We start from the raw sequence: 22,161 nt of genomic DNA on the forward strand, positions 1-22,161 counted from the left end.
GCCGACGAGGACTGAGCAGCCAGCACCAGGCCGGGCCCTCGGGGCGGGGGCGGCGCGGCAGCGGAACCCATCACGTGGCACCCCGGTACCGAGTAGCGTCAGTTCCACCGTGAAGGAGGCCGCTCACCATGACTGCACAGCCCACCGAACACCAGCCCTTGCCCGATCTGCCGCCGATGCGTACCCTGCGCGAGCTCCGGGCCGCCCTGCAGACCCACGGCCACCCCAGCGACGTAGAGCAGCTCGAGGACGACCTGGACGCCGCGGATTTGGACGATCTGACAGCGGTTCGCCGACTCGCGCAGCACTACCGTCACCGCGTGCTGCTGTGGCTCGACCCCGAGGGGACGGCCGCCGTGACGAGGACGACTGAGGATGTCGAGGCTGAGCTGCGGCGCAAGCTCGAGGCCGCCCGGTGACCCACGCGTTCTACAGCGATGGTGCCGAGAAAGTCCGCGTGGAGCTGACCCGGGCCGAGAGGGCGGCTGTTGACAGTGTCCGCGCCGCCCTGGAGGCCGACCCCCGGCAGGGCCGCCCCATGCCCGACAGCGACCTGAGAGTGGTTGATCTGCTGCCCCAGGAGACCGGCGGCCGCGGCATCTCGGTGGTGTACCGGCACAGTGCGGAACTTGACGCCGTGTTGGTGCTGTGGCTGGTGGCAGGACCGTAGCCGCCCATCGACCCCACGCACGCGGGTATGGTTCCCCCTCAGGCGCCGTCCAGGACACCCTCTTCTGGTCGCCCCGCACACGCGAGGGTGGTCCGTAGTAGGCGACGACGGTGACAACCGCGGCGACGTCGGCCCCGCGCTCGCGGGGATGGTTCCGGCACATACAACGTCGCCACTTTCACGATGAAGTCGGCCCCGCACACGCGGGGGTGTACCGGTCATCGTGTTTCTGGTCTGGTCGCGGCTGACGTCGGCCCCGCGCGCGGGGATGGACCGGGCGACCCGCTCAAGGGCTGGGCGAGCAAGCTGTCGGTCCCGCACGCGCGGGGATGCTCCCCGAAGCTCGCTCATCCACGCGAGCTGTCGGCGAGCGGCAAGCGCGCGGTGTGCTGATCCACGACGACAGCTCCAGACCGGCCCCCGCACAATGATCGGCATGACGTCTCTGCACACCAACCCGCTCTTCGCCCGGCTTGCCAATGCTGAACGGATCCTCGTCGCGGGCGCGGGCGGCGGCTTCGACATCTACTCCGGCCTGCCGCTGGCCCTCTCCCTCCTGCACCAGGGCAAGGAAGTCCATCTCGCGAACCTCTCCTTCAGCGCCCTCGACGGTCTGCCCATCGAGGACTGGGCCGCCCCCGACCTGGCCGCCGTCACCCCCGACTCCGCTCTCCATCAGAGCTACTTCCCGGAGCGAACGCTCGCCCAGTGGCTGAGCCAGCACGGCTACCCGTCCACGGTGTACGCCTTCCCTCAGACCGGGGTGATTCCGCTGCGTGCCGCCTATCAGGCACTGGTCGAACTCCACCGCATCGACGCGGTGGTGCTGGTCGACGGCGGTACGGACATCCTGATGCGAGGTGACGAAGCCGGTCTCGGCACGCCGGAGGAGGACCTGGCCAGCGTGGCGGCGCTGGCCGCGCTGGACGGCGTACCGACCCGGCTCGTGGCGTCGGTCGGCTTCGGCATTGACGCGTACCACGGCGTCAACCATGTGCAGGTACTGGAGAACATCGCCGCGCTGGAACGCGACGGTGCGTACCTCGGAGCGTTCTCGATATCGCGCGCCACGCGTGAGGGCGTGCTCTACCTCGACGCGGTGGAACACGCCAGGGAGTGCACCCCGGAGCACCCCAGTATCGTCAACGGCTCGATCGCAGCAGCCGTGCGGGGCTCCTTCGGTGATGTCCAGTTCACTGACCGCACCCGGGGCAGCGAGCTGTTCGTGAACCCGCTGATGTCCCTGTACTTCGTCTTCGACCTGCCGGGCCTGGCAGCCCGCTGCCTCTACCTCGACCAGATCGAGGACACGCACCTGATGCGCCAGGTCCACTCCCGGATCGCCGAGTTCCGCGAATCCGCCGTGACCCGCCCGCCCCGCCGCTTCCCGCACTAACGACCAAGGCGACCTGGTGCTGCCGGGGCCGCGACGTCAGGTCGGCCCCGCGCACGCGGGGATGATCCGTTGCGGCCCGTCATGTCAGGGTCGACTATCCAGTTGGTCCCGCGCACGCGGAGATGGCCCACCTCAGCTGGGTGTAGATCCTCTGAAGTGAAGATCCGGACTATGCCATTGAGCGGTAGTTGGTGGATTTGAGCGAGAGTTGGTGAGGCTGAGTAGTCTAATCTGCGGGGCCCAGGGCCCGGTGGTGGTACCAGACGGCGTGGAATTGCGCGAAGTAGGGCGAGTCCTGGTCGACGGGTCCGAGGGCAAGCAGTATCTCGTCGCCGCGTGGGTCGTCGCGCAGGAACAGCGGGATTGCTGCCGCGACCCGTACGTTCTCGGCCTCGTCATGGAGACAAGCGGCAAGAGCGTCCCAGGGAGCAGGGGACTCCGCGGGGGCCTGAGCAAGTGCCCCGCACGCCGCCTCGCGTACCAGGGCGTCCGTGTCCCGGGTGCATGCGATGACGCTGGTCAATGCCTCGGGGCTCCCCTGCGCGACCAGCGGGCGGAGGCCGGCGACCGCACATCGCCGGACGTCCCTGTCGTCATGCCGGGTGAGCGTCGGCAGTGGCTGCTCGGCCCGGGGGTCCATGGCCTCAGCCAGCCCCGCAGTGAGGGCCCGCATCACCCGTGGATCCTCTTCCCACGCTGCCCAGGGCAGGAAGAGGTCGACGAGGGGCACGTCGAAAGGAATGTCGTCGCTGTCGTCGAAGAGGTTGATGAGACGGATCACTTCGGCGCCGCAGTACCGCTCCAGCGGGTTCGGGCGGTCGCGCAGGGCGGCGGCCTGGGCCCAGACGGTGGGGGCGCCGCGCTCCTGGAGCGTGAGTGTGGTCGCCGACCACACTGGCTGGTCGATGTCCGGCTCGGCCAGAGCACGGCCCTTCAGCTCCTCGAAGCTCGGTGTGATCCCGTACCTGGGCTCAAGCTCGGTGAGGATCGCGGTGTGCCCGTTGCGGACCTTCAGGCCGCCGATGGACAGCTCTTCGCAGACACTGCCCCACCCGTCCAGGGCCGCTCTGCAAGTGACCGGCCCCGAAGTACCGCTCCTGCGGCACAACTCGGCCTCGACGCCCGCGAGATGCCAGTGCCGCGCGAGCTCCAGGGCATTACGCCCTTCGCAGTCGGTGATTCCCAGGTCTGCTCCGCCGCTGATGAGCACGGACATGATCTCGCAGGCACCGCGGTCGACCGCACGCAACAGAGGCGTACTGCCATCAGGGGCCGTGCAGTTCAGGTTGGCTCCCCGGTCCGACATCATGAGCTCTTCGACAACCGGAAGATCGAAGGCGTCCACCGCCAGGCACAGCACCGGCATACCGTGCCCGTCAACGGCGTCGGGATCGGCGCCCGCCGCCAGCAGCGCCGCCACCGCCTTGACGTCCCTGCACCGTACTGCCGCTATGAGCGGACCCTCACCCATACTCTCCGTGCCAACCTCTCATCTCGTCCAGGGAGCCGTCGCAACACCGAGCCAGTGATGACATGCCATCTCAGCACCCCGAACCGAGTGTCACATCCGGCGACGCTTGCAAAGTGCGGCACCCAGCGTCGGTCCCGCTCACACAGGGATCGCTAACCTGCCAGGGCGGCAGACCGAAGACGAACTGAATGAAAACAGCGTCCTCGACCGGTACCGTCGCTGCTCGGGAAGTGTTCATCCCGTACACGCGGGGATGGCCCCTTCGCCGGGGAGTTCTGCTACTCCGAGGCCGGACCGACCCCGCGCACGCGGGGATGGTCCCGCGCGGACCGGCCTGCAGGACCTGCCGCCCACTGTGCTCGCTCCGGCCGACGAGAGCGAACCGCCTGCCCGAGGTGTGGGTGATGGGCACCCCGCGCAGTGCGCGGTCGTCCGGGAAGTGCTGACCGCCAGTATGCGACTGCGGGCCACCAGGTACTTCGGGGCCCGTACCGAGCGGGACATCGGCGACGGCCGGGTACGGCAGCCGTGGGCCACATCTCATACAGGAGTATGCTCGCCTGTATGAGTGCTCGTATGCGTACCACGGTCACCCTGCCGGCTGATCTGCTGGCCCACGCCCGCGCGGCCGCACCCGGCGGCAACCTCTCGGCCTACATCGAGCACGCACTCAGGGCCCAGCAGCTGCGCGACGCAGCTCCCGCCGTCCGGGCCTGGCGCGAGAAGGCCGCAGCCGACACAGAGGAGCTCGCCGACCTCTTCGGCGAGGACGTCGCGTGACGCCACTCGCCCGCGGCCAGGTCTGGCGCGTCCAGCTGGCCACCAAGACCAGGTCCGTGGTCATCGTCGAGTCCGACGCCGCCCTGGACGCCCTGCCCGGCACCGCCGTATGCATGATGATCGACGAGACCCAGGGCGCCCCGGACACCGTCGTCACCATCCCCCTGACACACCCAGTGCACGGCGCCGCTGTCGCCGTCGACCTCACCGCACTCACCGACAAACGCCTCACCTCCGGCGAGTACCTGGGCACCGTCGACACAGAGACAATGGACCGAATCTCCGCCGCCCTACGCGTCACCCTCGACCTCACCTGAGGAAGCCACGGGGGCGGCCCCGCACACGCGGGGATAGCCAACCTGTCGGAGCCTCAGGCCGAGACAGACCGAATGAAAACAGCGCCCTCGACCGGTATCGTCGCAGCTCACGAAGTGTCGGCCCCGCGCACGCGGGGGTGGTTCCGGGTTGGTGCTGCCCGCCCGGGCCGCCCGCAGGTCGGCCCCGCGCACGCGGGGGTGGTTCCCAGCACCTCTTCTGGGGCCCGGGTGGTGGTGAGTCGGCCCCGCACGCGCGGGGATGGTTCCGCGTTACGCGCCAGAGCAGCCTGGCTGCGCATGTCGGCCCCGCACACGCGGGGATGGTCCCTACGCCCGCCACTCCGCACTCACCCCCGGCGCATCGATCCCACGCGCTGGGATGGTCCCCGGCTGCTGTTCCTCGCCGCAGCCGCCAACGGGTCGGCCCCACGCACGTGGGGGATGGTTCCACCACCGATCCATCACGTAGACGAGCTGGGACGTTGACCCGGCGCACGCGGGGATAGCCCTTCGTCAGGTTCGGGCAGGTCGTTGTTCATGTCGTCGGCCCCGCGCATGAGGGGATGTGCCCTACGAGTCCTACGAGTCCTACGACGATGCGCCAGCACGGGTTCAGAAGGTCGGCCCTGTACTCGCGGGGATGTTCCCTGGCCCAGTACGACTCAGGTGCGGTTCAGGACGAGGGAATCGAGGTGAATATCTGTTTCGGCAGCGTGCCGGGCACGCGTTACTGTGCGGGGAGATCGGAGGAGGGGCTGTGGCATTGGTACGGAAGGGGTCGCGCCGCATTGTCGTGGACGGGGTGACCTATCGGTGGCGGCTTCGCCGCAGGCCCACTTACGGCCAGGCACTGTGCTGGACACCGTGCACCTACGCCGTCGAACACGCCAACCGTCCCGGGACACTACTGCTGGTCACCACCGGCCAACCGCACTGCAGTAACTGGATCGGCAGACCAGGTGCCCCGGTTCTTCCCTCTAACGTAGCGGAGCACATCCGGACCGCGCTCACTCGCGGCTGGACCCCGGATCGCTCCGGCTCTCCCTTCGAGTTGGACCTCTCGCACGGGTTCGTCTCCTCCCCCTGATCGGTCCCGATGAAGGCGGCAGCGGCGTTCTGGTCGGCCCCGCGCATGCGGGGATGTTCCTTTGTACGTTCTCGACGCGAGCGCCTTCAACGTATCGGCCCCGCACGCGGGGGTGGCTCGTGGGAGCCGGAGCACCTGGCGATTCTGGGACCGGACCCTGCGCACGCGGGGATGTGCCTGGGCGTGACAACATGCCGGATGTCGTCGCCAAGTCGACGCCGCACATGTGGGGGTGGGCCCATCACAGGTTCCGTTGGCAAGACGGATGCTGCATGATCGAACGATGCTGGTTGAGGTAGGGAAGATCGCAAAGTTTCCGGGGCTCCCCTGGCTGGCTCAAGTCAAGACGCGCTTCGGACACACTGCGGTGCGCTGGTGCGGGGACCCAGCCGCGAAGCCAGGCGAATACCACGTCGAGTGGACGATCGACGAAGACATCACCTGGGGCTGGAACGCCAAGCCCGCCGTTGGTACAGGGCCGGGGATCCGGCCCGGCGGACACTGCGTAGTCCTGCGGGGACGCCTGAACCCCACGGACAACGATGCCGCCGTGCTGGACCTGGACAGCACACTGATCCTCCTGGACCTCCTGAATCCACTGCCCGAAGGTATCGCCGATACGTGGGTCGAACTCTTCGTAGCGCGCGAAAAGATCAGCCTCTACCCCTACCAGCTCTGACAATGCCTACCCCGCACGCGGGGATGGCTCTATGTACGCGGTCCACCAGATGACCTTCGCGCAGTCGGCCTCGCACACGCGGGGATGGTTCCGTCTATGGAGCGATGAACTCGTCTCCTTGGACGTCGGTCCCGCGCATGCGGGGATGGCCCAGGCCCGTAGCCCGTCAGATTCCGCGACCGGCCAAGAACGTCATCCTCCAACAGCAGCCGCAGGCTGCGCCGGGCACCGGCGGGTATCTCGTCATGGGCAAGGGCCCGCTGCAGCTCACACCGCCCCTCTACTCGCAGTAGAGTCGAGGTATGGCAGACGAAACGAGCATCAAGGTGAGCGCGGCCACGCGCGACCGGCTGGCCGCACTGGCGGCTGAGCACAACACCACGATCCGGCAGCTCGTCGAAGAGCTCGCCGAGGGCCGGCCGACCCAGGCCGAGTACGCGGAGCGAGCCGAGCAGGCCCGCGCCGAACTCGCCTGCTTCCTGGGCACCGCGCCCAGCGAGCAGGCCGAAGCGAAAGCCCGCGGCCTCCTGGAGCGCCTCGGCGCCCGCCAGGACCCGGCAGCCGCGTAGTGGGACCGATCGCAGTCGTCCTGGACCACACAACCGCCACCGCCCTCCACGACCCCAAGAACCCGCACAACGAAGCCGTCGCCGCCTTCTACGTCCAAGCCTCCGGCGGACTGGGCACCCTCTACACCCCAGCACTCACCCTCACCGCCGGCGACACCGAACGGCCAGGCCTCCTCGCCTACATCAACGGACTGCGGTTCATCACGATCGAACCCTTCGACACCCAAGCCGCACTCGCCGCCAGCGAACTACTGCACGCCGGACACCCCTGGGCCACCGTCCACACCATCCACGCAGCCCGCCCCTCCGCCGACTTCCCCACCGGCCGCTTCCTCCTCACACTGACACCCGAGCTGTACGAAGAGACCGGCATCCAGGCAGTCCACCCCGACCAATAGGCCGGAAACGACGAAACCCTGAAGTCAGCCCCGCGCACGCAGGGGTGATCCCTTCGAACTGACCAACCTGCCAGAACGTCAGACCGGAGACGGAGCGTAGGAAAACAACATCCTCGGCCGGTATCGTCACTGCTCAAGAAGTGTCGGCCCCACGCACGCGGGGATGGTTCCCAGCTGTTCCCCGGCGCGGAGATCATCACGTTGTCGGCCCCGCACATGCGGGGATGCTCCTTGGCCCCACTTGGTGTTGAAGTCCTCAGCCTGGTCGGCCCTGCGCACGCAGGGATGGTCCGCGCTTCCCGTACGACGGCGACCCCCGCCTGGACATCAGTCCCGCACACGCGGGGATGTGCCCGTGCCGTGCGCGGTCGTACCCAGGGGGCCAGAGTCGGCCCCGCACATGCGGGGACCACTAACCTTCCGCAGCGTCAGACCAGAAACGAACTGAATGAAAACAGCACCCTCGACCGGTATCGTCGCTGCTCACGAAGTGTCGGTCCCGCGCACGCAGGAATGTTCCAACCCCCACAGCGCAGCTTGCGGTGAACGGAGGGTCGACCCCCACAAATGTGAGGATGGCCCCTCGGTGTCAGGCCGACGACATCCTGGATGTCAGCCCTACAGCACGCGGGGATGTTCCCAGCATGCCAAACTCGATGGTCGGCAGAACGCCGTTGGTCCCGCGCACGCGGGGCTGGCCCGATCACGCATCACGGGACGCCGTTCTCGCCATAGTCGGTCCGGCGCACGCAGGGATGATCCGCCTTCGCGGACGACGCGCCCCTTTCCACCGAGGTCGGTCCCGCGCACGCGGGGATGGCCCACCGCCGCTGGGACACTGCATGCTGCTCACCGAGTCGGTCCGGCGCACGCAGGGCTCACCAGCCTGCCGACGCGTCAGACCGGAGACGGACTGAAGGAAAAAGCGCCCCCAGCCGGTATCGTCGCTGCTCAAGAAGTGTCGGTCCCGCGCACGCGGGGGTGGTTCGTGAGCCGCAAGGTGGTCGAGGCCCTGACGGGCGTCGGTCCCGCACACGCGGGAATGTGCCAGCCCAGCAGCGCTCTGGCCGGCTACGGGAGGAGCCGGGCCGCTCTCTGCCGCAGTCCGTCCGCTTCAGCAAGACCCTTGAACCGGTTGAGCCGGGTGCGCATGTCGCTCGCAGCAGTGTGAACCTTGACGGAGCGGACGCCATCCGCGCATTCGACGAATTCGGTCCAGATGGCGAGGGCGCCGTCAAGGTTGCCTTGGCGGAGGAGTACGCCACCGAGGTCGGCCAGGACGATGGCCCGGGTACGGCGGCGATCGAGCCCGTGAATGCCAAGGGCAAGGCGGAGGTGTTCTTCGGCAGCGTCGAGGTCACCGAGACGAGACAGGATCATCCCGGATTCGTGGGCCCAACGGCCCGGTGAGTAGTGGGCAGCCCAGGAATCGCCAGCCATGGCCGAGGAACGGCCGATGGCGATCTCGGAGAGGGCAAGGTGACGGGTGGCCATCTTGCGGTCGTCGTCCTGGGCAGCGGCGTTGGCGAGTGTGGCCTCGTAATAGGCGACGGCCCGGGGGTTGTCGAGGCCCTTGCCGTAACGGACGCACGCTTCACCGAGCTGGACGGCTTCTGCCCTGAAGCCGAGGTCAATGGCCTGGACGGCCAGGCCACGCAGGGCAGTTGCCGAGAGTTCAGGGTCGCGGGCTTCGGCGGCGAGACGGTAGGCGTGCGCGTAGTACTGCTGCGCCCGGCCCTGGTGTTCGGGATCGTTGCCTTCGTCCTGGGCCATCCATCCGGCTAGGTGGACGAGCTGGGAGGTGGCGGCGAACAGTTCGCGGCCGGTGGCTTCGGTGTATGTGCCGTTGAGCCAGGGTGCGACGTCGTCGGTGAGGTAGCGCACGGCCAGGTGGCGGGCGTGTCCGCCGCCGAGTTCGGCGGCGGAGTCGCCGAGGGCCTTGACCATCTGCATGACGGCGGCGACTTCGCCGGAGCCGACGCGGACGGCGCCGGCTGAGGCAGCCTTGGTGCGGCGAGTGATGCTGTCGAGGTCGGGCAGCGCGAGCGCGCTCAGGGCGTAACCGCTCGTGGCGGCCAGGAAGTTCCGGCGGTTCACGTCGCTCCTCCCCAACTGGAGTACTGAGGCCACGGTATCGGTGGCCCTTCCCTCCAGCCCGGCGGATTCCCCCTCTGTGGAGGTCTGTAAGTCCAGGTCGAGAACCTTGATGACGAACGGCAGCCAGTACTTCGGTGATCGTTCGCCAGTCATCCAGCGGCGGGCGTACTGCCGCTCGATGCTGCCCGGGGACCGCCCGGCCGCGATGCTGACCTCCCGGGCGAGCTTGGTGGGGCCCCAGCCGCGTTTCTCGCACGCGTGTCGGATGAGTGCGGCGAGTTCTTGTTTGGTCGGCACGGTGCCGTCGCCTCCTGGCCTACACGGGCCTACAGCTGGCCTACATCCTGGCCCCTCCTCGCCGTCCATGCCCGGCTCTTCACTGAAGCGCACCGCCCGATCCAACGGGCGGGCTCTCTGAAGCCGCAGCGGGCCCTCGCCGGGGGCGCCGACCCGCTGCATCCGCTCCCGAAGGAGACGATGGTGGCGCACACGTCCCGTACGACCCGCGGTAGGAAGGCCCGCAGTGACTTGCTGGGGGTGACGCTCGGATGGGTCTGGGCTCTCGGCGCGCTCATGACGGTCGGCGGCCTGGCCGTCAGCGTCGAGCACGACCTTGCTCACCCCGGGAACAGCTCCATGGCGGTGTCCATGCCGGAGGACGACGTGCCTTCGATGCCGGGGGGCCACTGACATGGCGGGCGCACCAAACGCTGTACCGGAAGCCCCGGATGTCTTCGACTACGCGGACCGGCAGATCGAGCAGGCCGCGGCCTTGCTGTGGCCGGGTGCCGTGGTGGGGCTCGGTTTGCACGTGCCGAGCGTGACGGCCTACGTCCGCCGTGTGCAGGTGGACGGGCGGGATCTGTTCGCCAAGGTCTCGTTCTTGGGGCTGTCGCTGGTGTCGGTGCTGCGGGGCACTGCCGGGGACTGGGTACAGGTCCGGGCTGCCCAGGCGGCCTACCTGGGCTCACCGGGCACCCTGCTGGAGCGGGAGGCCCGGGGGCTGGCCATCCTGAGGGAGGAAGGCGGGGTGCTGGCCTGTCCCGTCGCCGGGCACAAGGCTGGAGTGCTGTTCACCGAGCAGGTCACGGGTCCAACGCTGGCCGACCTGCTGGCCAAGGAGCCCCACCGGACCGGCGAGCTGATGACCCGTGTCCTGGTGGAGCTGGCGGGCCTCCAACGGCCTGCTGTGGCCCGGTCCGTGGATGAGGCGGCGGTCGTCGAACGAGGTATCGGGGCCACCTTCCATCGCAAGTTCAACGGCATCAGTGGCCCGACCTATCTGCGCAAGGCCGGAGCGGCGGGTGAGGTCCTGGCGACTGTGGTCGGCAGGCTGCGGCGGCTTCGGCCAGCCCCTGTGGCCGGGTGGCGGCCCGTGATCTACGGCGACCTCAAGCCGGACCACGCGGTCTTCCCCGAGGGGCCCGAGGGCCGACCGGTCTTCCTCGACCCCGGGCTGGCCCGCGGCCGACCGCAGACGGACCCGGCGAAACTGGTCTCCCGGACCGTGCTGAACCTGATCGCCTCCCCGCCGGACCAGGCGGCGGCCAAGGCTACGGTCGACGGCATCGAGGTGTTCGCCAACGCGATGACCGCCGACCTGGAGCCTGACGAGCGAGCCTCATGGATCAAACATGTGGTGGTGCTGTGGCTGATGGACACCACCAACATCCTCAGCACCTACCTGACCTGCCCGGCCGACCTGCCCGTGCCCGAACACGCAAACAAGATCACACGCCAGGCCGGGGCAGTGTGCACTCTGCTGGACCGCACCACAGCGGACCTGCTCGCCGGAACGGATCCACGGGCGGTGTGGCAACTCGCCCTGACCGACGTGGCGAAGGCGGCAGACCGGTGACCCCGTCGGCCGGTGCAGTCGGCGTGATCGGCGCCGGTGCCGTGGGCCAGAGTGTGGCCATGCTGCTAGCCGCCGGAGGCTGGTGCGAATCGGTCCGAGTCGTCTCCCGCACCGGGCTCTCGGCCCAGGCCCTGGTGACCGATCTGGAGGACATGTGCCAGGTCACCGGCTCCCCCGTCCGGGCGGTCCACGCCACCGACGCCGGACAGCTCCTCTCCTGCGAAGCGGTGGTCGTCTGCCCACGGGCCGACTTCACCAACACCGCCCGCACCGACGTGAGGATGGCCGGCCTGAACGCGAACGCTCCCGTCATCGCCAGCCTGGCCCGGAAACTAGCCCATTACCAGGGGCTGGTGGTCATGGTGACCAACCCCGTCGACGTGCTCACCCGACTGTTCGCCGAAGTCTCCCACTGCCCCCACGTCTACGGGGTCGGCTCGAACACCGACACCGCTCGCTACCACCTCGCCCTCGCCCGTCTCCTGGACATTCCCCCGCAGACTGTGGAGGGCCATGTGATCGGCGAGCACGGCGACCAGGCAGTGGTGTGCGCGTCGGCCACCCGCGCGGGCGGCCGACCCGTGCTGGTGCCGCTGCGACAGGTACGTGAGGAACTGACCAACCGGCCCCGGCGGATCAACGCGGGCCTCGGACGTACACGTTGCGGCCCCGCCGGGGCGGTGATCGCTGCCCTCCGCGCGGGTCTGGGCCTGACCGACACGGTGGTGGAGCTGTCCGTCAACCACGAGGGCTGGTGGATGGGAATCCCGTTGCGCTTCACCGCCGGAACCCCAACCGTGTGCCTCCCCCGCCTGGATGCCGCCGAGGCCCGGCAACTGGCCGCTGCCCACAGCAAACTCCGCGACGCCTACGCGCCCCTTGCCCGCCTGTATCTCCCTGCACATCCCACACAGAAGGAGAAGACCGCAGTGCCTCAAACCGCTGTCCGCATCGCCACGGCCACCCAGGCCGCGACCCTTACCAGCAACAGTCCAGTGGTCACCGACTGGGCCCTTCGCTACTTCGGCCCTTGGTGGAAGGCCACCAGCACCACCCCGGACGCCGACACGGCGGTGACCGCGGACGTCAACCCCAACCGGGTCACCGAGATCGCCCAGCGCGTGGCCGACCACCCCCACGAGAAGACCGTCTACGCGAACTCGAGCATGTTCTTCGACCGGGACGACGACGGCACCATGGTCGCCTCCCAGCCCGACGACAAGACCGCCTACCAGGCCGAACCCGGTGGGCCCCTGCACATCTACGGCTGTGAGGACGTCCCCGTCGCTCTGGCCGCTGCACGGCTCGCCCGCGAAGTCGTCCGTGGCCAGCTCCTGGCCGATGGCTGGTCGATCCTGCACGCCTCCGCTGTCGTCCGTGACAGGCAGACCGTGCTGACCCTGGGCGACAAGGGCGCTGGGAAGACCACCACCGCCCTCCTGCTCGCCCGTGCCGGCTGGCAACTGCTGGCCAACGACCGCGTCTTCATCCGCCGCGAGGACGACCGGCTGCGGGTCTTGCCCTGGCCCTCAGCCGCCGCGATCGGCCTCGGCCTGCTGGATGCCCTCGACTGGTACGAGACCGTCCGCGAACACCTCCGCAGCGGCGAACAGCTCCACCCCACCCAGCACCAGAAGGTCACCGACGCCCTCAACTCCGACAACCGCACACCCCTGTGGAAGGAAGATGGCAAGGAACTCAAGCCCCAGTTCTTCCCCGACCAGCTCCACACCTGGCTCGGCCTGACCCTGGCCACCGAAGGCACCGCCGCCCGCATCTTCTTCCCCCGGATCACCCCCGGCACCAAGCCCGCCCTCCTCGACGAGGACCGCAGCGTGGAGGCCAGCGACTTCTTCACCACAGGCACCGAAGACCGCTACCCCGACGTCTTCGGCCTTCTCCCCGCCGACCTCCCCAGCACCGAGCCCCTGCGCGAACTTCTCGGTGAGCTTCCCCGGCACACCCTGCTCCTCGGACATGACGTGAAGGCGAACACTGACTTCCTCACGCAGGTAACAGAGCTGGGTACCTGACCCCAGGCACGAGATGGGGAGGTACCCCTGCGTGGTACCTCCCCATCTCACATAGGTACTGCCTGCGTTTCCCTCACCACGACTGTTCCGGCGGGACGAGCACGGCTAACCCACAACCAGCCCAGACGGGAGCAATCGGGTCCCCTGAGCTCGAATCGGCCCCACGCACACGGGGATCACTAACTTGCCAGAGCGTCAGACCAGAAACGAACTGAATGAAAACAGCGCCCTCGACCGGTATCGTCGCTGATCACGAAGTGTCGGTCCCGCGCACGTGGGGATGGTCCCCCCATGAACCCGCAGGACATGCGCGCGGGAATGTCGGTCCCGCGCACGTGGGGATGGTCCCGGGGCAGCGAAGGTGGCGATGGCCAGGCAGAGGTCGCCCCCGCGAATGCGGGGATCTGCCCCTCGGACGTCGACTGTTCCGAATCTTATGGAGTCGACCCGCGCCGAGCTTCGGCGTCAGGGCGCAGGGACGGCGCGGGCCAATGGGTGAAGGTCTCCGTAGAGGGCGGCGTGCAGCGCGGCGGCGAGTTCACGGGCCCTCTCCTCAGTCTTCACACCGTGCAGCGTGTAATGCACCAGCCCTGGCCCAGCGTTGGGGCGGATCTCGCCACGACGGACCAGGCGGAGGACAGCGGCCAATACCGCGTCATATGCGGTGTCGTCGACGACGTGCTCTGGGGAGGCGGTGAGCGCATCGGCTTTCACCGTCCACTGCTGGCCACGACGCTCGATGCCGATGTACACGGCGCGCGAGGTCTTGGCCGCCTGGTAGGCGGCGTTGAACGCGTCGAGGCCCGTGGCGTTGGGGATGAGGGCTGCGGGACAAGGAACCGGTATCGGCTGCATGAAGAGCTATCGTGCCAGGAAAACGACCCCGCGCACGCTGGGATGTTCCTCGGCGCCGTTCCGTCCTCGCACTTGTCAGGGGGTCGGTCCCGCGCGCGGCGCGGGTTGGCCCCATGGGTCGGGTGTCGCACAGTACGAGCCTGAAGTCGGCCCTGCACACGCGGGAGTGGCCCCTTGGACGCCCATATCACCGCGGCCTCCGACAGGTCGGTCCCGCGCACCGGGGATGGTTCGGTCAGGACGCCGTCCTTGTTGGTCTTGCCCTCGTCGGTCCCGCGCACGCGGGGATCACCAAGAGCTGCCGGGGCGTCAGACTGCGGACAGGCTTGAGGAAAACAACACCCCCAACCGGTACCGTCGCTGCTCAGGAAGTGTTGGTCCCGCACGCGCGGGGATGGTCCCCTGCGCGCGTATCTCCACACCACGCGCGGCTTGTCGGCCCCGCACGCGCGGGGATATGTTCCCGCCAGGATCGACCCGGTGGCGGCCGCGGCCTGGTCGGCCCCGCGCACGCGGGGGTGGTTCCTACGTGTCGTTTCAGCCTGCCCGATACCCGGCGTCGGTCCCGCGCACGCGGGGATGGTTCCGCCCCGGCGCCCTCGGTGTCGACCGCGGTCAGGTTGGTCCCGCGCACGCGGGATGGTTCGAGACCCCCTCTGACCATCTGCTCACTGTCCGGGTTGGTCCCGCGCATGCGGGGATGTGCCCAGGAGCGAGCGGCGGCCACCCAGCACGCCGACCGCGCCGAGCAGGCACAGGAGTGGCTGGCCAGGGAGCTGCGGGCCGAGCTCACAGCCGACCGGCGGGAGAACCCCACCCGGTCGGCGAGGGCACCAAGAAGGAGGTGGCGGAGGACGACGCCGAGGCCAGCGAGGACTGACCAGCACCAGCCAGACACAGTGCTCATACAGGAGTATGCTCGCCTGTATGAGCGGTCGTATGCGTACTACAGTCACCCTGCCGGCTGATCTGCTGGCCCACGCCCGCGCGGCCGCACCCGGCGGCAACCTCTCGGCCTACATCGAGCACGCACTCAGGGCCCAGCAGCTGCGCGACGCAGCTCCCGCCGTCCGAGCCTGGCGCGAGCGGGCCGCGGCCGACACAGAGGAGCTCGCCGACCTCTTCGGCGAGGACGTCGCGTGACACCGCTCGCCCGCGGCCAGGTCTGGCGCGTCCAGCTGGCCACCAAGACCAGGTCCGTGGTCATCGTCGAGTCCGACGCCGCCCTGGACGCCCTGCCCGGCACCGCCGTATGCATGATGATCGACGAAACCCAAGGCGCCCCAGACACCGTCGTCACCATCCCGATCACCCACCCGGTACGCGGCGCCGCCGTCGCCGTCGACCTCACCGCACTCACCGACAAACGCCTCACCTCCGGCGAGTACCTGGGCACCATCGACACGGAGACAATGGACCGAATCTCCGCCGCCCTACGCGTCACCCTCGACCTCACCTGAGAAAGCCGCGGGGGCCCGCGCGTGCGGGGATGGTCCCTGAGCCGCGCTGAATCGGTGGTCGGTGATCCAGTCGGCCCCGCGACGCGGGGATGGCCCGCGCTCGCGGAGTACGAGACCCGCGGCCGACCGGTCGGCCCCGCGACGCGGGGATGCTCCCTCGGGTGCCTCCGGCCACGAGGCGCTGCCTACGTCGGCCCTGCGCGCGTAGGGCTCACCAGCCGGAGCGCCAGACCGGATACGGACTGAATGAAAACAGAGCCCTCGACCGGTATCGTCGCTGGTCAAGAAGTGTCGGTCCCGCGCACGCGGGGATGTGCCGCCCTCCATCTTGAGCATCCGGTATGCCCGATTGTCGGTCCCGCGCACGCGGGGATGTGCCTTTTCGAGCTGGTGTGGACTGGCAGGTCGGCCCGTCGGTCCCGCGCACGCGGGGGTGGTCCGGTGGAGACCCGCGGGAACAGCTCCCACAGCGGGTTGGCCCCGCACACGCGGGGATGGTCCGGCCGCGGACAAGGTCCGCACCTCCGCCAAGGAGTCGGTCCCGCACTCGCGGGGATGGCTCCACGACGACGTCGGTCACCACAAGGTCGACCAGGTCGGTCTCGCGCGCGCGGGGATGGTTCCAGCCTCGACCAGGCGATCACCAAGCGTTCGGACTCGGTCCCGCGCGCGCAGGGACGGCTCTCGTCCCGTCTATCACTTTGCGATGGTTAGAGGGTCGGCCCTGTACTTGCGGGGATGTTCCCTGGCCCAGTACGGCCCAGGTGCGGTTCAGGACGAGGGAATCGAGGTGAATATCTGTTTCGGCAGCGTGCCGGGCACGCGTTACTGTGCGGGGAGATCGGAGGAGGGGCTGTGGCATTGGTACGGAAGGGGTCGCGCCGCATTGTCGTGGACGGGGTGACCTATCGGTGGCGGCTTCGCCGCAGGCCCACTTACGGCCAGGCACTGTGCTGGACACCGTGCACCTACGCCGTCGAACACGCCACCCATCCCGGGGCGGTGCTGGTGGTCACCACCGGTCAACCGCACTGCAGTAACTGGATCGGCAGACCAGGTGCCCCGGTTCTTCCCTCTGACGTAGCGGAGCACATCCGCACCGCGCTCGCTCGGGGCTGGACCCCGGATCGCTCCGGCTCTCCCTTCGAGTTGGACCTCTCGCACGGGTTCGTCTCCTCCCCCTGATCGGTCCCGGTGGCCGAAGACGGCGCGGCGAAATCGCTCCGGCCCTCGGGACCCAGGCTCCGACCTGACTCACTCGTCCAAGATCACGCTGTCCGCCGGCAGGTGAGCCACCACGAGAGCGGCAGCCTCCTGTGGCGTCGCTGCTTCGCCGAGGAGAGTGGTGTAGCCGGATGCGTAGACCTTGTAGGGCGGTCCACCGCAGACGATGAACGGCAAGTCATCGTGATCCCCATCCCATGGCGGGGCAGATCGCAAGAACTTCAACGTGCCGTGGCTCGGCCACGGGTAGAAGCCGCGGAGCATCGGCTGCGCGTGCGCGGCCTCGACGACCAGCGGATCCCCTTGCCGGGTTCCTGGAGTGCACCCCAGCAATTGACGCCAGGCAGTTGGGACATCGGGAGCTTCAGCCATGAGTCGATCATCCGAGACCGCAGAGCCGCGAACAAGTGGCCTTGCCGCAGCCCCGCGCCGAGCAGACAGGCTCTATCCGATCGGGGGCCTGCCGATTGTCGGCGTAGGTGGACGTGGCTCTGGAGATCAGCTTGGCGGGGTGGTCGGCCGGTCCGCGTAACAGGCAACCTCTGGTTGTGTACTGTTGAACTTTCCTGTCTATTAAGGCACTTGACGGATGCGCTGGTGGCCTCGGTCGACACTTCTGGTCCTGTTGTGGCGGCCCGGCCCAAGACCCGGTCGTGTGCCCCGTCGGGATGTACGGGGCGCGGCGCACTGAGCGGGTGCCGGTACCGTCGCAGCACAAGAACGTTGATCCCGCGCACGCGGGGATGATCCTGGCATGGCTCTCATGCCGTCGGAGCGGGAAGCATCGGCCCCATGCACACGGGGATGGTCCGTTGTACTGCGCCTGGCTCAGGTTGTAGTCGGCATCGGCCCCGTACGCGCGGGGATGGTCCCGTCTCCAGCGACTGGATCCGCTGGTACGGAGCGTCGGCCCCGCACGCGCGGGGATAGTCCCGAGGCCGTCCAGCTCTACCAACGGATCGTCCAGTCGGTCCGCGCACACGGGGTGGTCCTCGTTCGGGTGCTCCACACCGCCGGACATGACCGCCAAACGGACCGAATGAAAACAGCGCCCTCGACCGGTATCGTCCCTGCTCAAGAAGTGTCGGCCCCGCGCGTGCGGGGATGGTTCCCGGCGCGCCGGGGCGCCAGGACGGCCCGCGCAGTCGGCCCCGCGCGTGCGGGAATGGTTCCCTGTGCGGTGGAGGCGCTGGCTGCAACCGGCGGTCGGGCCCGCGCGCGGGGATGGTTCCGGGCACAGAGGTTCCTCGTTCGAGAGCGCGAGGCTGGTGGGATGTGCAGTGGGCTCAGTTGGTCCGCTCGCGCCATTGCACGCGGTTGCCCTGAACTTCGGCGATGCTGGGGTGCCGCACGGCGTCCAGCCCGTCATCAGCGAGGAGGTCGGCGATGAGGGCCGGGTTGCCGAAGATCTCGGTCGCGCTCAAGTCCCAGTCGGTGAGGACGAACCAGGCCCCTGCTATGGGCCACCAGTACGCGGGGAACTGGGTCCCGACGGTCCGGTCGGGCCACGCGCAGGCATCGTGGTGAGCAAGCGCCTCATCCAGCCGGCCCCGACGGGCCGGAATCGGGCGGCCAATGTCCTCGATCGCGGCCTGGGCCCAGTAGCACTCCGTACGCAATCCGTCGGGGCTGTGGCGGGCGAGGATCTCGACCAGACGGGCCAGGCTGTCGTGGTCGATCTCGCCCACGTCCCCTCCTTCAGGGTCTTCAGGCAGGTCCAGTCCCTCGAAGACCCTGAAGGAGGGGGTGTATGGCCAGTCCTCCAGGCGCTTGCCGACCTGCGCCAGCAGGTCGTCCCACCGGACCCGCTGCCCTCCCACAGTGACGGTGTGCAGAATCCAGCAGCGATCGGGGAAACCCTCCTGGGGCTCGTAGCCCAAGACGGCCTCGTTCCCCTCCAAGATCGGACGCATACCACCCAGCGAATCGTCGTCCGGCACAAGCTCCAACGCAGAATCCCCCGACACTTCGCTCATGCATGTGGCGTTCTGTAACCGATCGAGGTTAAACGACAAGTGAGTGTTTTTGATCCTCGGTCATGTCAACGGGCACCGTGCGGCCGTGCAGCCCGGGCTCCATGCCCTACCTGGCCAGCTCCACGAACAGTGGGCTCGCGACCACGACCCTGGAGGCATCTCTGCCGGACACGGCATAGAACGGTGTGTGGTCGACTCTGATGTTTGCCGTCACGCGTGCATATCCGGTTACCCCGGTGGCGATCTCAGCTGGGTAGCAACGGTCCAGGTCTTGGAGCGTGAGCCACAAGGTGTCCGAGAAGTCCTGTTGCGTCAGCCCAGTGAGGAAGTCGACCAGGCCGATCGGCGAAGACATCACCGCGACGTGGCGGGAAGTGACCCTCGGAGTCTCGTCAACGCGAGTACCGACGAGGTGTTCCGGTGATCCGTGCAGCAGCAACCGGGTGGGCCACTCATCACCACTGTCGGGCGGTTGAGGGTCCCAGAACAGTAGTGCAGGTGGTCCTGGGCTGCCTGCCCTGGGTATGCAAGCAAGTCTCTCAGGGTCACAGAAGATCTGGTAGATCATGCTGGCAGCGAACCGCACCCATTGTCCCGGCCGCACGTCCTCGTCGGTGAACGGCTTCGGCGCCGTGGTCTTCTCAAGGTGGCGGATGACCTCGGCCAATCGCGGGTGTTCGCCAGTCTTCGACTCAGACAACCCGACCTGAAGCCCGCCCAATCCCATAGGCGCGGTCGCCCCTACCTGGTTGACATGCCGCTTGCGCCCATCCTTTCGATCATCGACAAACTGACTCAGCTTCCGCTCAGATAGATAAATCAGCTCGCGCATGCCCCAACTATGAGCATTCTCACTGCCGTTGGGCAACGGCGGCGCCAGACCCTGTGACGGGCGCGCATGGGCTGTCCGCAATGGAGCGGGCCACGCACGCAGTGATTCCCGACGCCAGCTGCCCATGCCAGCAGCTTGGCATGGGCAGTCCTTGTCCAGGGCACCGCTGGTTGCTGCCGAAGCTGGTCGGGAATCAGGAAACCCGCATTGAGCGCCACCTACGATCGGCAGGATGAGCGCATGGGTCATGAGGAAGAGAGCCCGGACCGGATGCGGCCGATCGTGATCAGGTATCCGCAGGATCCGGTGGAGGCGGTCGTTGAGGCCGACGCACTCGACGCCACACTGGACGCAAAGACGATGCTGGTACGGGGCCCGCTGTTCGGAGTAGCCGCACAAGACGCCGGCGAGGCACCGCGGTGGCGGGTGGTGGTCGCGGTGACGGCCGGCTGTCCCCAGGAAGCCCGGGACAGCCTCAACTCGCTGTGGTGGTTCCGGGCGAAGGACGAGGCCCAGAACAGGGCAGAGCGGCGTGCTCTGTTGACGGCGGTCACCCGCCTGGAGAGCGAACGCGTTGATGAGCTCACCGTGCTCGGCGCCCGCTACCGGGTGGTGCGTGCCGAGGAGTACGCCGGGCTGGGGCGGGACGGCATCGAGCGACCCCGCCCGACCGACCCCGAGCCCGCCACCCCGAACTGGGACCGTGGGAGCAGAGACGCAAGGATCGATGACGGTCTGGTCCTGGATCCCGAAGCGCCGGTCACGCCTGTCCAGGCCGCGGAACGGCTGGCACTGCGCGACCTGGACTACGCCGGGTACCGGTTCCCCGAGGACGTGCGCAGTGACTCCCGACAGGCACTGGTGACCCATCCCGACGTGATGCTGCTGCCCCCGGTATTCAGAGTCGTGGAAGGGGACGGTCCCGGGTGGAAGGTGGGCAGCGGTGCGCACGCCAGTGCGCATGACGCCCGCAAGACGCTGGACTTCGCCCTGACATGGTTCGAGCCACGCCAGCGGGGTCTGATCCCCTGGGACGCCGACGACAGGACGGTCGACGCCCGCACGGTGGCCGCGGAGGGCACCGATCCTGCGGCCGGAGAACTGGCCGAGTACGCTCAGGCCGCCGACCGACTCCGCACCGAACGCGCCAACCAGGTCGAGGCTGGGGGCACTGTCTACCAGATCTGCCGTGCCCGCCGACTGCTGCGCTGGGGCCCCGACGGACCCGAAGGACCACGCCCCTCCGACACCAACAGCCACCCTCCCGCGCCGATGCACCCCCTCCTCGATGAAGACGGCAACGTCCACTACGACCACCAGGACAACGAAGCCTGAGAGGACGTAGCCTTCCTCGAGCAGGTCGGCCCCGCGCACGCGGGAGTGGTTCCCCGTAGTGCGTCTCCGCGAGGATGAGGACGAGGTTGGCCCTGCACATGCGGGGATGGTCCGTTCTGGCACCACGGCGGCGAGAAGGTCGCGTAGTCGTCCCCGCACGCGCGGGACGGTCCGCCCTCCGTGTTGAGCATCGCCTCCTTCGCCCGGTTGGCCTCGCGCACGCGGGGGTGATCCGTACGGATCAAGCCGCTCCCGTACTGGACGCCGGTCCGACCCCGCACCACGCAGGGATGGTCCGGCGCCGGTCTTGTCCTCTTCGACTTCGACGTGGTCGGCCCCGCACATGCCGGGCTCGCCAACCTGTCGGGGCATCAGGCCGAAGACGGAGTGAAGGAAAACAGCGCCCTCGACCGGTATTGTCGCTGCTCAAGAAGTGTCGGTCCCGCGCACGCGGGGATGGTTCGGCCATGGACGCCGGACCCGACCTCACCTCCGCGTCGGTCCCGCGCACGCGGGGATGGTTCTCCGCTTGACCGGGTGCTCCTCGGTGTTGCCGAGTCGGTCCCGCGCACGCGGGGATGGTTCCGGCCTCCACGTCAACGCGGTCGTCGACCACGAGTCGGTCCCGCGCACGCGGGAATGGTTCGTACGGCGGCACCATGGCCAAGGCAGCTGGCCTGTCGGCCCCGTATACGCGGGAATGCGGCGCTCTCTTGGATGACTGGGCGCGCTTGTTGGCCCCGCGCACGCGGGGATGTTCCTGGGGGCCTCCTCGCCCCGGCCATCGCCGACCTGTCGGCCCTGCACGCGCGGGGATGGTTCCACGACGACGTCGGTCACCAGGTCGGTCCCGCGCACGCGGGGATGTGCCGACGGTTTGGGAGATGCGGGAGAAGCTCCGCAAGTCGGTCCCGCGTACGCGGGAATGATGCGGGTTCGCCATCTGATGTGCCGGAGCCAGCAAGTGCGGGCACTTTAAGAGGATGTCTCACGTGGCGCTGTGGTGACGTGCGGCATCATGGTCGCTTGTGAGTGTTGATCTTTCGCGGCGGCTGGTTCCTGACGGGTTGTGGGAACTGGCCGCTCCGTTGCTGCCATCGTTCAGGTCCCGTCCGCAGGGCGGT

Annotated in this window: 23 protein-coding genes; 17 read left to right on the forward strand and 6 right to left on the reverse strand. The window is 68.4% G+C overall.

Annotation, left to right across the window (positions count from 1 at the left end; translation table 11 throughout):
• Nucleotides 1-128: 128 nt before the first annotated feature.
• The 3 genes from ACV530_RS26100 (at nt 129) to ACV530_RS26110 (ending at nt 2,066) form a co-directional block, all read left to right on the forward strand.
• The gene (locus ACV530_RS26100) at nt 129-419 is read left to right on the forward strand and encodes a hypothetical protein (RefSeq protein ID WP_494335050.1); all 291 of its coding nucleotides are present in this window, start codon (nt 129-131) and stop codon (nt 417-419) included.
• Nucleotides 416-670 carry a hypothetical protein gene (locus ACV530_RS26105; protein WP_494335051.1) on the forward strand — a complete coding sequence of 85 codons (255 nt, stop codon included), beginning with the start codon at nt 416-418 and terminating at the stop codon, nt 668-670. Before ACV530_RS26100 ends, ACV530_RS26105 begins: the two co-directional genes overlap by 4 nt.
• A gap of 436 nt (nt 671-1,106) precedes the next feature.
• Complete coding sequence (locus tag ACV530_RS26110) at nt 1,107-2,066, forward strand: DUF1152 domain-containing protein (RefSeq protein WP_494335052.1); 960 nt, start codon at nt 1,107-1,109, stop codon at nt 2,064-2,066.
• Between the two features lie 226 nt (nt 2,067-2,292).
• On the opposite strand, the gene ACV530_RS26115 is transcribed toward ACV530_RS26110, so the two are convergent.
• Nucleotides 2,293-3,537, reverse strand: a complete 1,245-nt coding sequence (locus ACV530_RS26115) for a HEAT repeat domain-containing protein (RefSeq protein ID WP_494335053.1) — start codon at nt 3,535-3,537, stop codon at nt 2,293-2,295.
• Nucleotides 3,538-4,101: 564 nt separating this feature from the next.
• Here ACV530_RS26115 and ACV530_RS26120 point away from each other — a divergent pair.
• From ACV530_RS26120 to ACV530_RS26150, 7 genes are all read left to right on the forward strand, one after another.
• A complete protein-coding gene (locus ACV530_RS26120; RefSeq protein ID WP_494335054.1) occupies nt 4,102-4,317 on the forward strand; it encodes a type II toxin-antitoxin system CcdA family antitoxin in 216 nt (71 codons plus the stop codon).
• A complete protein-coding gene (locus tag ACV530_RS26125) occupies nt 4,314-4,634 on the forward strand; it encodes a type II toxin-antitoxin system PemK/MazF family toxin (protein ID WP_494335055.1) in 321 nt (106 codons plus the stop codon). Before ACV530_RS26120 ends, ACV530_RS26125 begins: the two co-directional genes overlap by 4 nt.
• Before the next feature lie 757 nt (nt 4,635-5,391).
• Nucleotides 5,392-5,721, forward strand: a complete 330-nt coding sequence (locus ACV530_RS26130; protein ID WP_494335056.1) for a hypothetical protein — start codon at nt 5,392-5,394, stop codon at nt 5,719-5,721.
• A gap of 283 nt (nt 5,722-6,004) precedes the next feature.
• A complete protein-coding gene (locus tag ACV530_RS26135; protein WP_494335057.1) occupies nt 6,005-6,400 on the forward strand; it encodes a hypothetical protein in 396 nt (131 codons plus the stop codon).
• A 104-nt stretch (nt 6,401-6,504) separates the two neighbouring features.
• The gene (locus tag ACV530_RS26140; RefSeq protein WP_494335058.1) at nt 6,505-6,693 is read left to right on the forward strand and encodes a hypothetical protein; all 189 of its coding nucleotides are present in this window, start codon (nt 6,505-6,507) and stop codon (nt 6,691-6,693) included.
• 9 nt (nt 6,694-6,702) lie between these two features.
• Nucleotides 6,703-6,969 (forward strand): hypothetical protein, encoded by a 267-nt coding sequence (locus tag ACV530_RS26145; protein WP_494335059.1) that lies wholly within the window; start codon nt 6,703-6,705, stop codon nt 6,967-6,969.
• Nucleotides 6,969-7,367, forward strand: a complete 399-nt coding sequence (locus ACV530_RS26150; RefSeq protein WP_494335060.1) for a PIN domain-containing protein — start codon at nt 6,969-6,971, stop codon at nt 7,365-7,367. Before ACV530_RS26145 ends, ACV530_RS26150 begins: the two co-directional genes overlap by 1 nt.
• 1,071 nt (nt 7,368-8,438) lie before the next feature.
• Here ACV530_RS26150 and ACV530_RS26155 read toward each other — a convergent pair.
• Nucleotides 8,439-9,761, reverse strand: a complete 1,323-nt coding sequence (locus ACV530_RS26155) for an NsdA family TPR-like regulatory protein (RefSeq protein ID WP_494335061.1) — start codon at nt 9,759-9,761, stop codon at nt 8,439-8,441.
• Nucleotides 9,762-9,941: 180 nt separating this feature from the next.
• Here ACV530_RS26155 and ACV530_RS26160 point away from each other — a divergent pair, with 180 nt between their 5' ends.
• From ACV530_RS26160 to ACV530_RS26170, 3 genes are read left to right on the forward strand one after another with little or no spacing between them, the layout of a single operon-like run.
• Nucleotides 9,942-10,154 carry a hypothetical protein gene (locus tag ACV530_RS26160; RefSeq protein WP_494335062.1) on the forward strand — a complete coding sequence of 71 codons (213 nt, stop codon included), beginning with the start codon at nt 9,942-9,944 and terminating at the stop codon, nt 10,152-10,154.
• Nucleotide 10,155: 1 nt separating this feature from the next.
• The gene (locus tag ACV530_RS26165) at nt 10,156-11,322 is read left to right on the forward strand and encodes a phosphotransferase (protein WP_494335063.1); all 1,167 of its coding nucleotides are present in this window, start codon (nt 10,156-10,158) and stop codon (nt 11,320-11,322) included.
• The gene (locus ACV530_RS26170) at nt 11,319-13,355 is read left to right on the forward strand and encodes a lactate/malate family dehydrogenase (protein ID WP_494335064.1); all 2,037 of its coding nucleotides are present in this window, start codon (nt 11,319-11,321) and stop codon (nt 13,353-13,355) included. The genes ACV530_RS26165 and ACV530_RS26170 overlap by 4 nt, the downstream gene beginning before the upstream one ends.
• 465 nt (nt 13,356-13,820) lie before the next feature.
• On the opposite strand, the gene ACV530_RS26175 is transcribed toward ACV530_RS26170, so the two are convergent.
• Nucleotides 13,821-14,210, reverse strand: a complete 390-nt coding sequence (locus ACV530_RS26175; protein ID WP_494335065.1) for a hypothetical protein — start codon at nt 14,208-14,210, stop codon at nt 13,821-13,823.
• Nucleotides 14,211-15,137: 927 nt separating this feature from the next.
• Here ACV530_RS26175 and ACV530_RS26180 point away from each other — a divergent pair.
• From ACV530_RS26180 to ACV530_RS26190, 3 genes are all read left to right on the forward strand, one after another.
• Complete coding sequence (locus ACV530_RS26180) at nt 15,138-15,353, forward strand: type II toxin-antitoxin system CcdA family antitoxin (RefSeq protein WP_494335066.1); 216 nt, start codon at nt 15,138-15,140, stop codon at nt 15,351-15,353.
• Entirely contained in the window at nt 15,350-15,670 is a 321-nt protein-coding gene (locus ACV530_RS26185) for a type II toxin-antitoxin system PemK/MazF family toxin (protein WP_494335067.1), read from the forward strand. Before ACV530_RS26180 ends, ACV530_RS26185 begins: the two co-directional genes overlap by 4 nt.
• Nucleotides 15,671-16,525: 855 nt before the next feature.
• Entirely contained in the window at nt 16,526-16,855 is a 330-nt protein-coding gene (locus tag ACV530_RS26190) for a hypothetical protein (protein WP_494335068.1), read from the forward strand.
• 69 nt (nt 16,856-16,924) lie between these two features.
• Here ACV530_RS26190 and ACV530_RS26195 read toward each other — a convergent pair whose 3' ends face one another.
• The 3 genes from ACV530_RS26195 to ACV530_RS26205 form a co-directional block, all read right to left on the reverse strand.
• A complete protein-coding gene (locus ACV530_RS26195) occupies nt 16,925-17,266 on the reverse strand; it encodes a DUF6193 family natural product biosynthesis protein (protein WP_494335069.1) in 342 nt (113 codons plus the stop codon).
• 914 nt (nt 17,267-18,180) lie between these two features.
• Nucleotides 18,181-18,807: a hypothetical protein gene (locus tag ACV530_RS26200; protein ID WP_494335070.1), complete on the reverse strand. Its 627-nt coding sequence runs from the start codon at nt 18,805-18,807 to the stop codon at nt 18,181-18,183.
• Between the two features lie 169 nt (nt 18,808-18,976).
• Nucleotides 18,977-19,702: an SAVMC3_10250 family protein gene (locus ACV530_RS26205; RefSeq protein WP_494335071.1), complete on the reverse strand. Its 726-nt coding sequence runs from the start codon at nt 19,700-19,702 to the stop codon at nt 18,977-18,979.
• Between the two features lie 240 nt (nt 19,703-19,942).
• Here ACV530_RS26205 and ACV530_RS26210 point away from each other — a divergent pair, with 240 nt between their 5' ends.
• On the forward strand, nt 19,943-21,037 hold the full coding sequence (locus tag ACV530_RS26210) for a DUF5954 family protein (protein ID WP_494335072.1): 1,095 nt from the start codon (nt 19,943-19,945) through the stop codon (nt 21,035-21,037).
• The last annotated feature ends 1,124 nt before the right edge of the window (nt 21,038-22,161 follow it).

Source organism: Streptomyces sp. SX-6 (genome assembly GCF_059089585.1).

Bases quoted from the DNA above. Each gene is read 5' to 3' on its own strand.
- ACV530_RS26100 (WP_494335050.1), top strand. From the start codon at position 129: ATGACTGCACAGCCCACCGAACACCAGCCCTTGCCCGATCTGCCGCCG.
- ACV530_RS26110 (WP_494335052.1), top strand. From the start codon at position 1,107: ATGACGTCTCTGCACACCAACCCGCTCTTCGCCCGGCTTGCCAATGCT.
- ACV530_RS26115 (WP_494335053.1), bottom strand. From the start codon at position 3,537: ATGGGTGAGGGTCCGCTCATAGCGGCAGTACGGTGCAGGGACGTCAAG.
- ACV530_RS26120 (WP_494335054.1), top strand. From the start codon at position 4,102: ATGAGTGCTCGTATGCGTACCACGGTCACCCTGCCGGCTGATCTGCTG.
- ACV530_RS26135 (WP_494335057.1), top strand. From the start codon at position 6,005: ATGCTGGTTGAGGTAGGGAAGATCGCAAAGTTTCCGGGGCTCCCCTGG.
- ACV530_RS26140 (WP_494335058.1), top strand. From the start codon at position 6,505: ATGAACTCGTCTCCTTGGACGTCGGTCCCGCGCATGCGGGGATGGCCC.
- ACV530_RS26145 (WP_494335059.1), top strand. From the start codon at position 6,703: ATGGCAGACGAAACGAGCATCAAGGTGAGCGCGGCCACGCGCGACCGG.
- ACV530_RS26160 (WP_494335062.1), top strand. From the start codon at position 9,942: ATGGTGGCGCACACGTCCCGTACGACCCGCGGTAGGAAGGCCCGCAGT.
- ACV530_RS26165 (WP_494335063.1), top strand. From the start codon at position 10,156: ATGGCGGGCGCACCAAACGCTGTACCGGAAGCCCCGGATGTCTTCGAC.
- ACV530_RS26175 (WP_494335065.1), bottom strand. From the start codon at position 14,210: ATGCAGCCGATACCGGTTCCTTGTCCCGCAGCCCTCATCCCCAACGCC.
- ACV530_RS26180 (WP_494335066.1), top strand. From the start codon at position 15,138: ATGAGCGGTCGTATGCGTACTACAGTCACCCTGCCGGCTGATCTGCTG.
- ACV530_RS26195 (WP_494335069.1), bottom strand. From the start codon at position 17,266: ATGGCTGAAGCTCCCGATGTCCCAACTGCCTGGCGTCAATTGCTGGGG.
- ACV530_RS26200 (WP_494335070.1), bottom strand. From the start codon at position 18,807: ATGCGTCCGATCTTGGAGGGGAACGAGGCCGTCTTGGGCTACGAGCCC.
- ACV530_RS26205 (WP_494335071.1), bottom strand. From the start codon at position 19,702: ATGCGCGAGCTGATTTATCTATCTGAGCGGAAGCTGAGTCAGTTTGTC.
- ACV530_RS26210 (WP_494335072.1), top strand. From the start codon at position 19,943: ATGGGTCATGAGGAAGAGAGCCCGGACCGGATGCGGCCGATCGTGATC.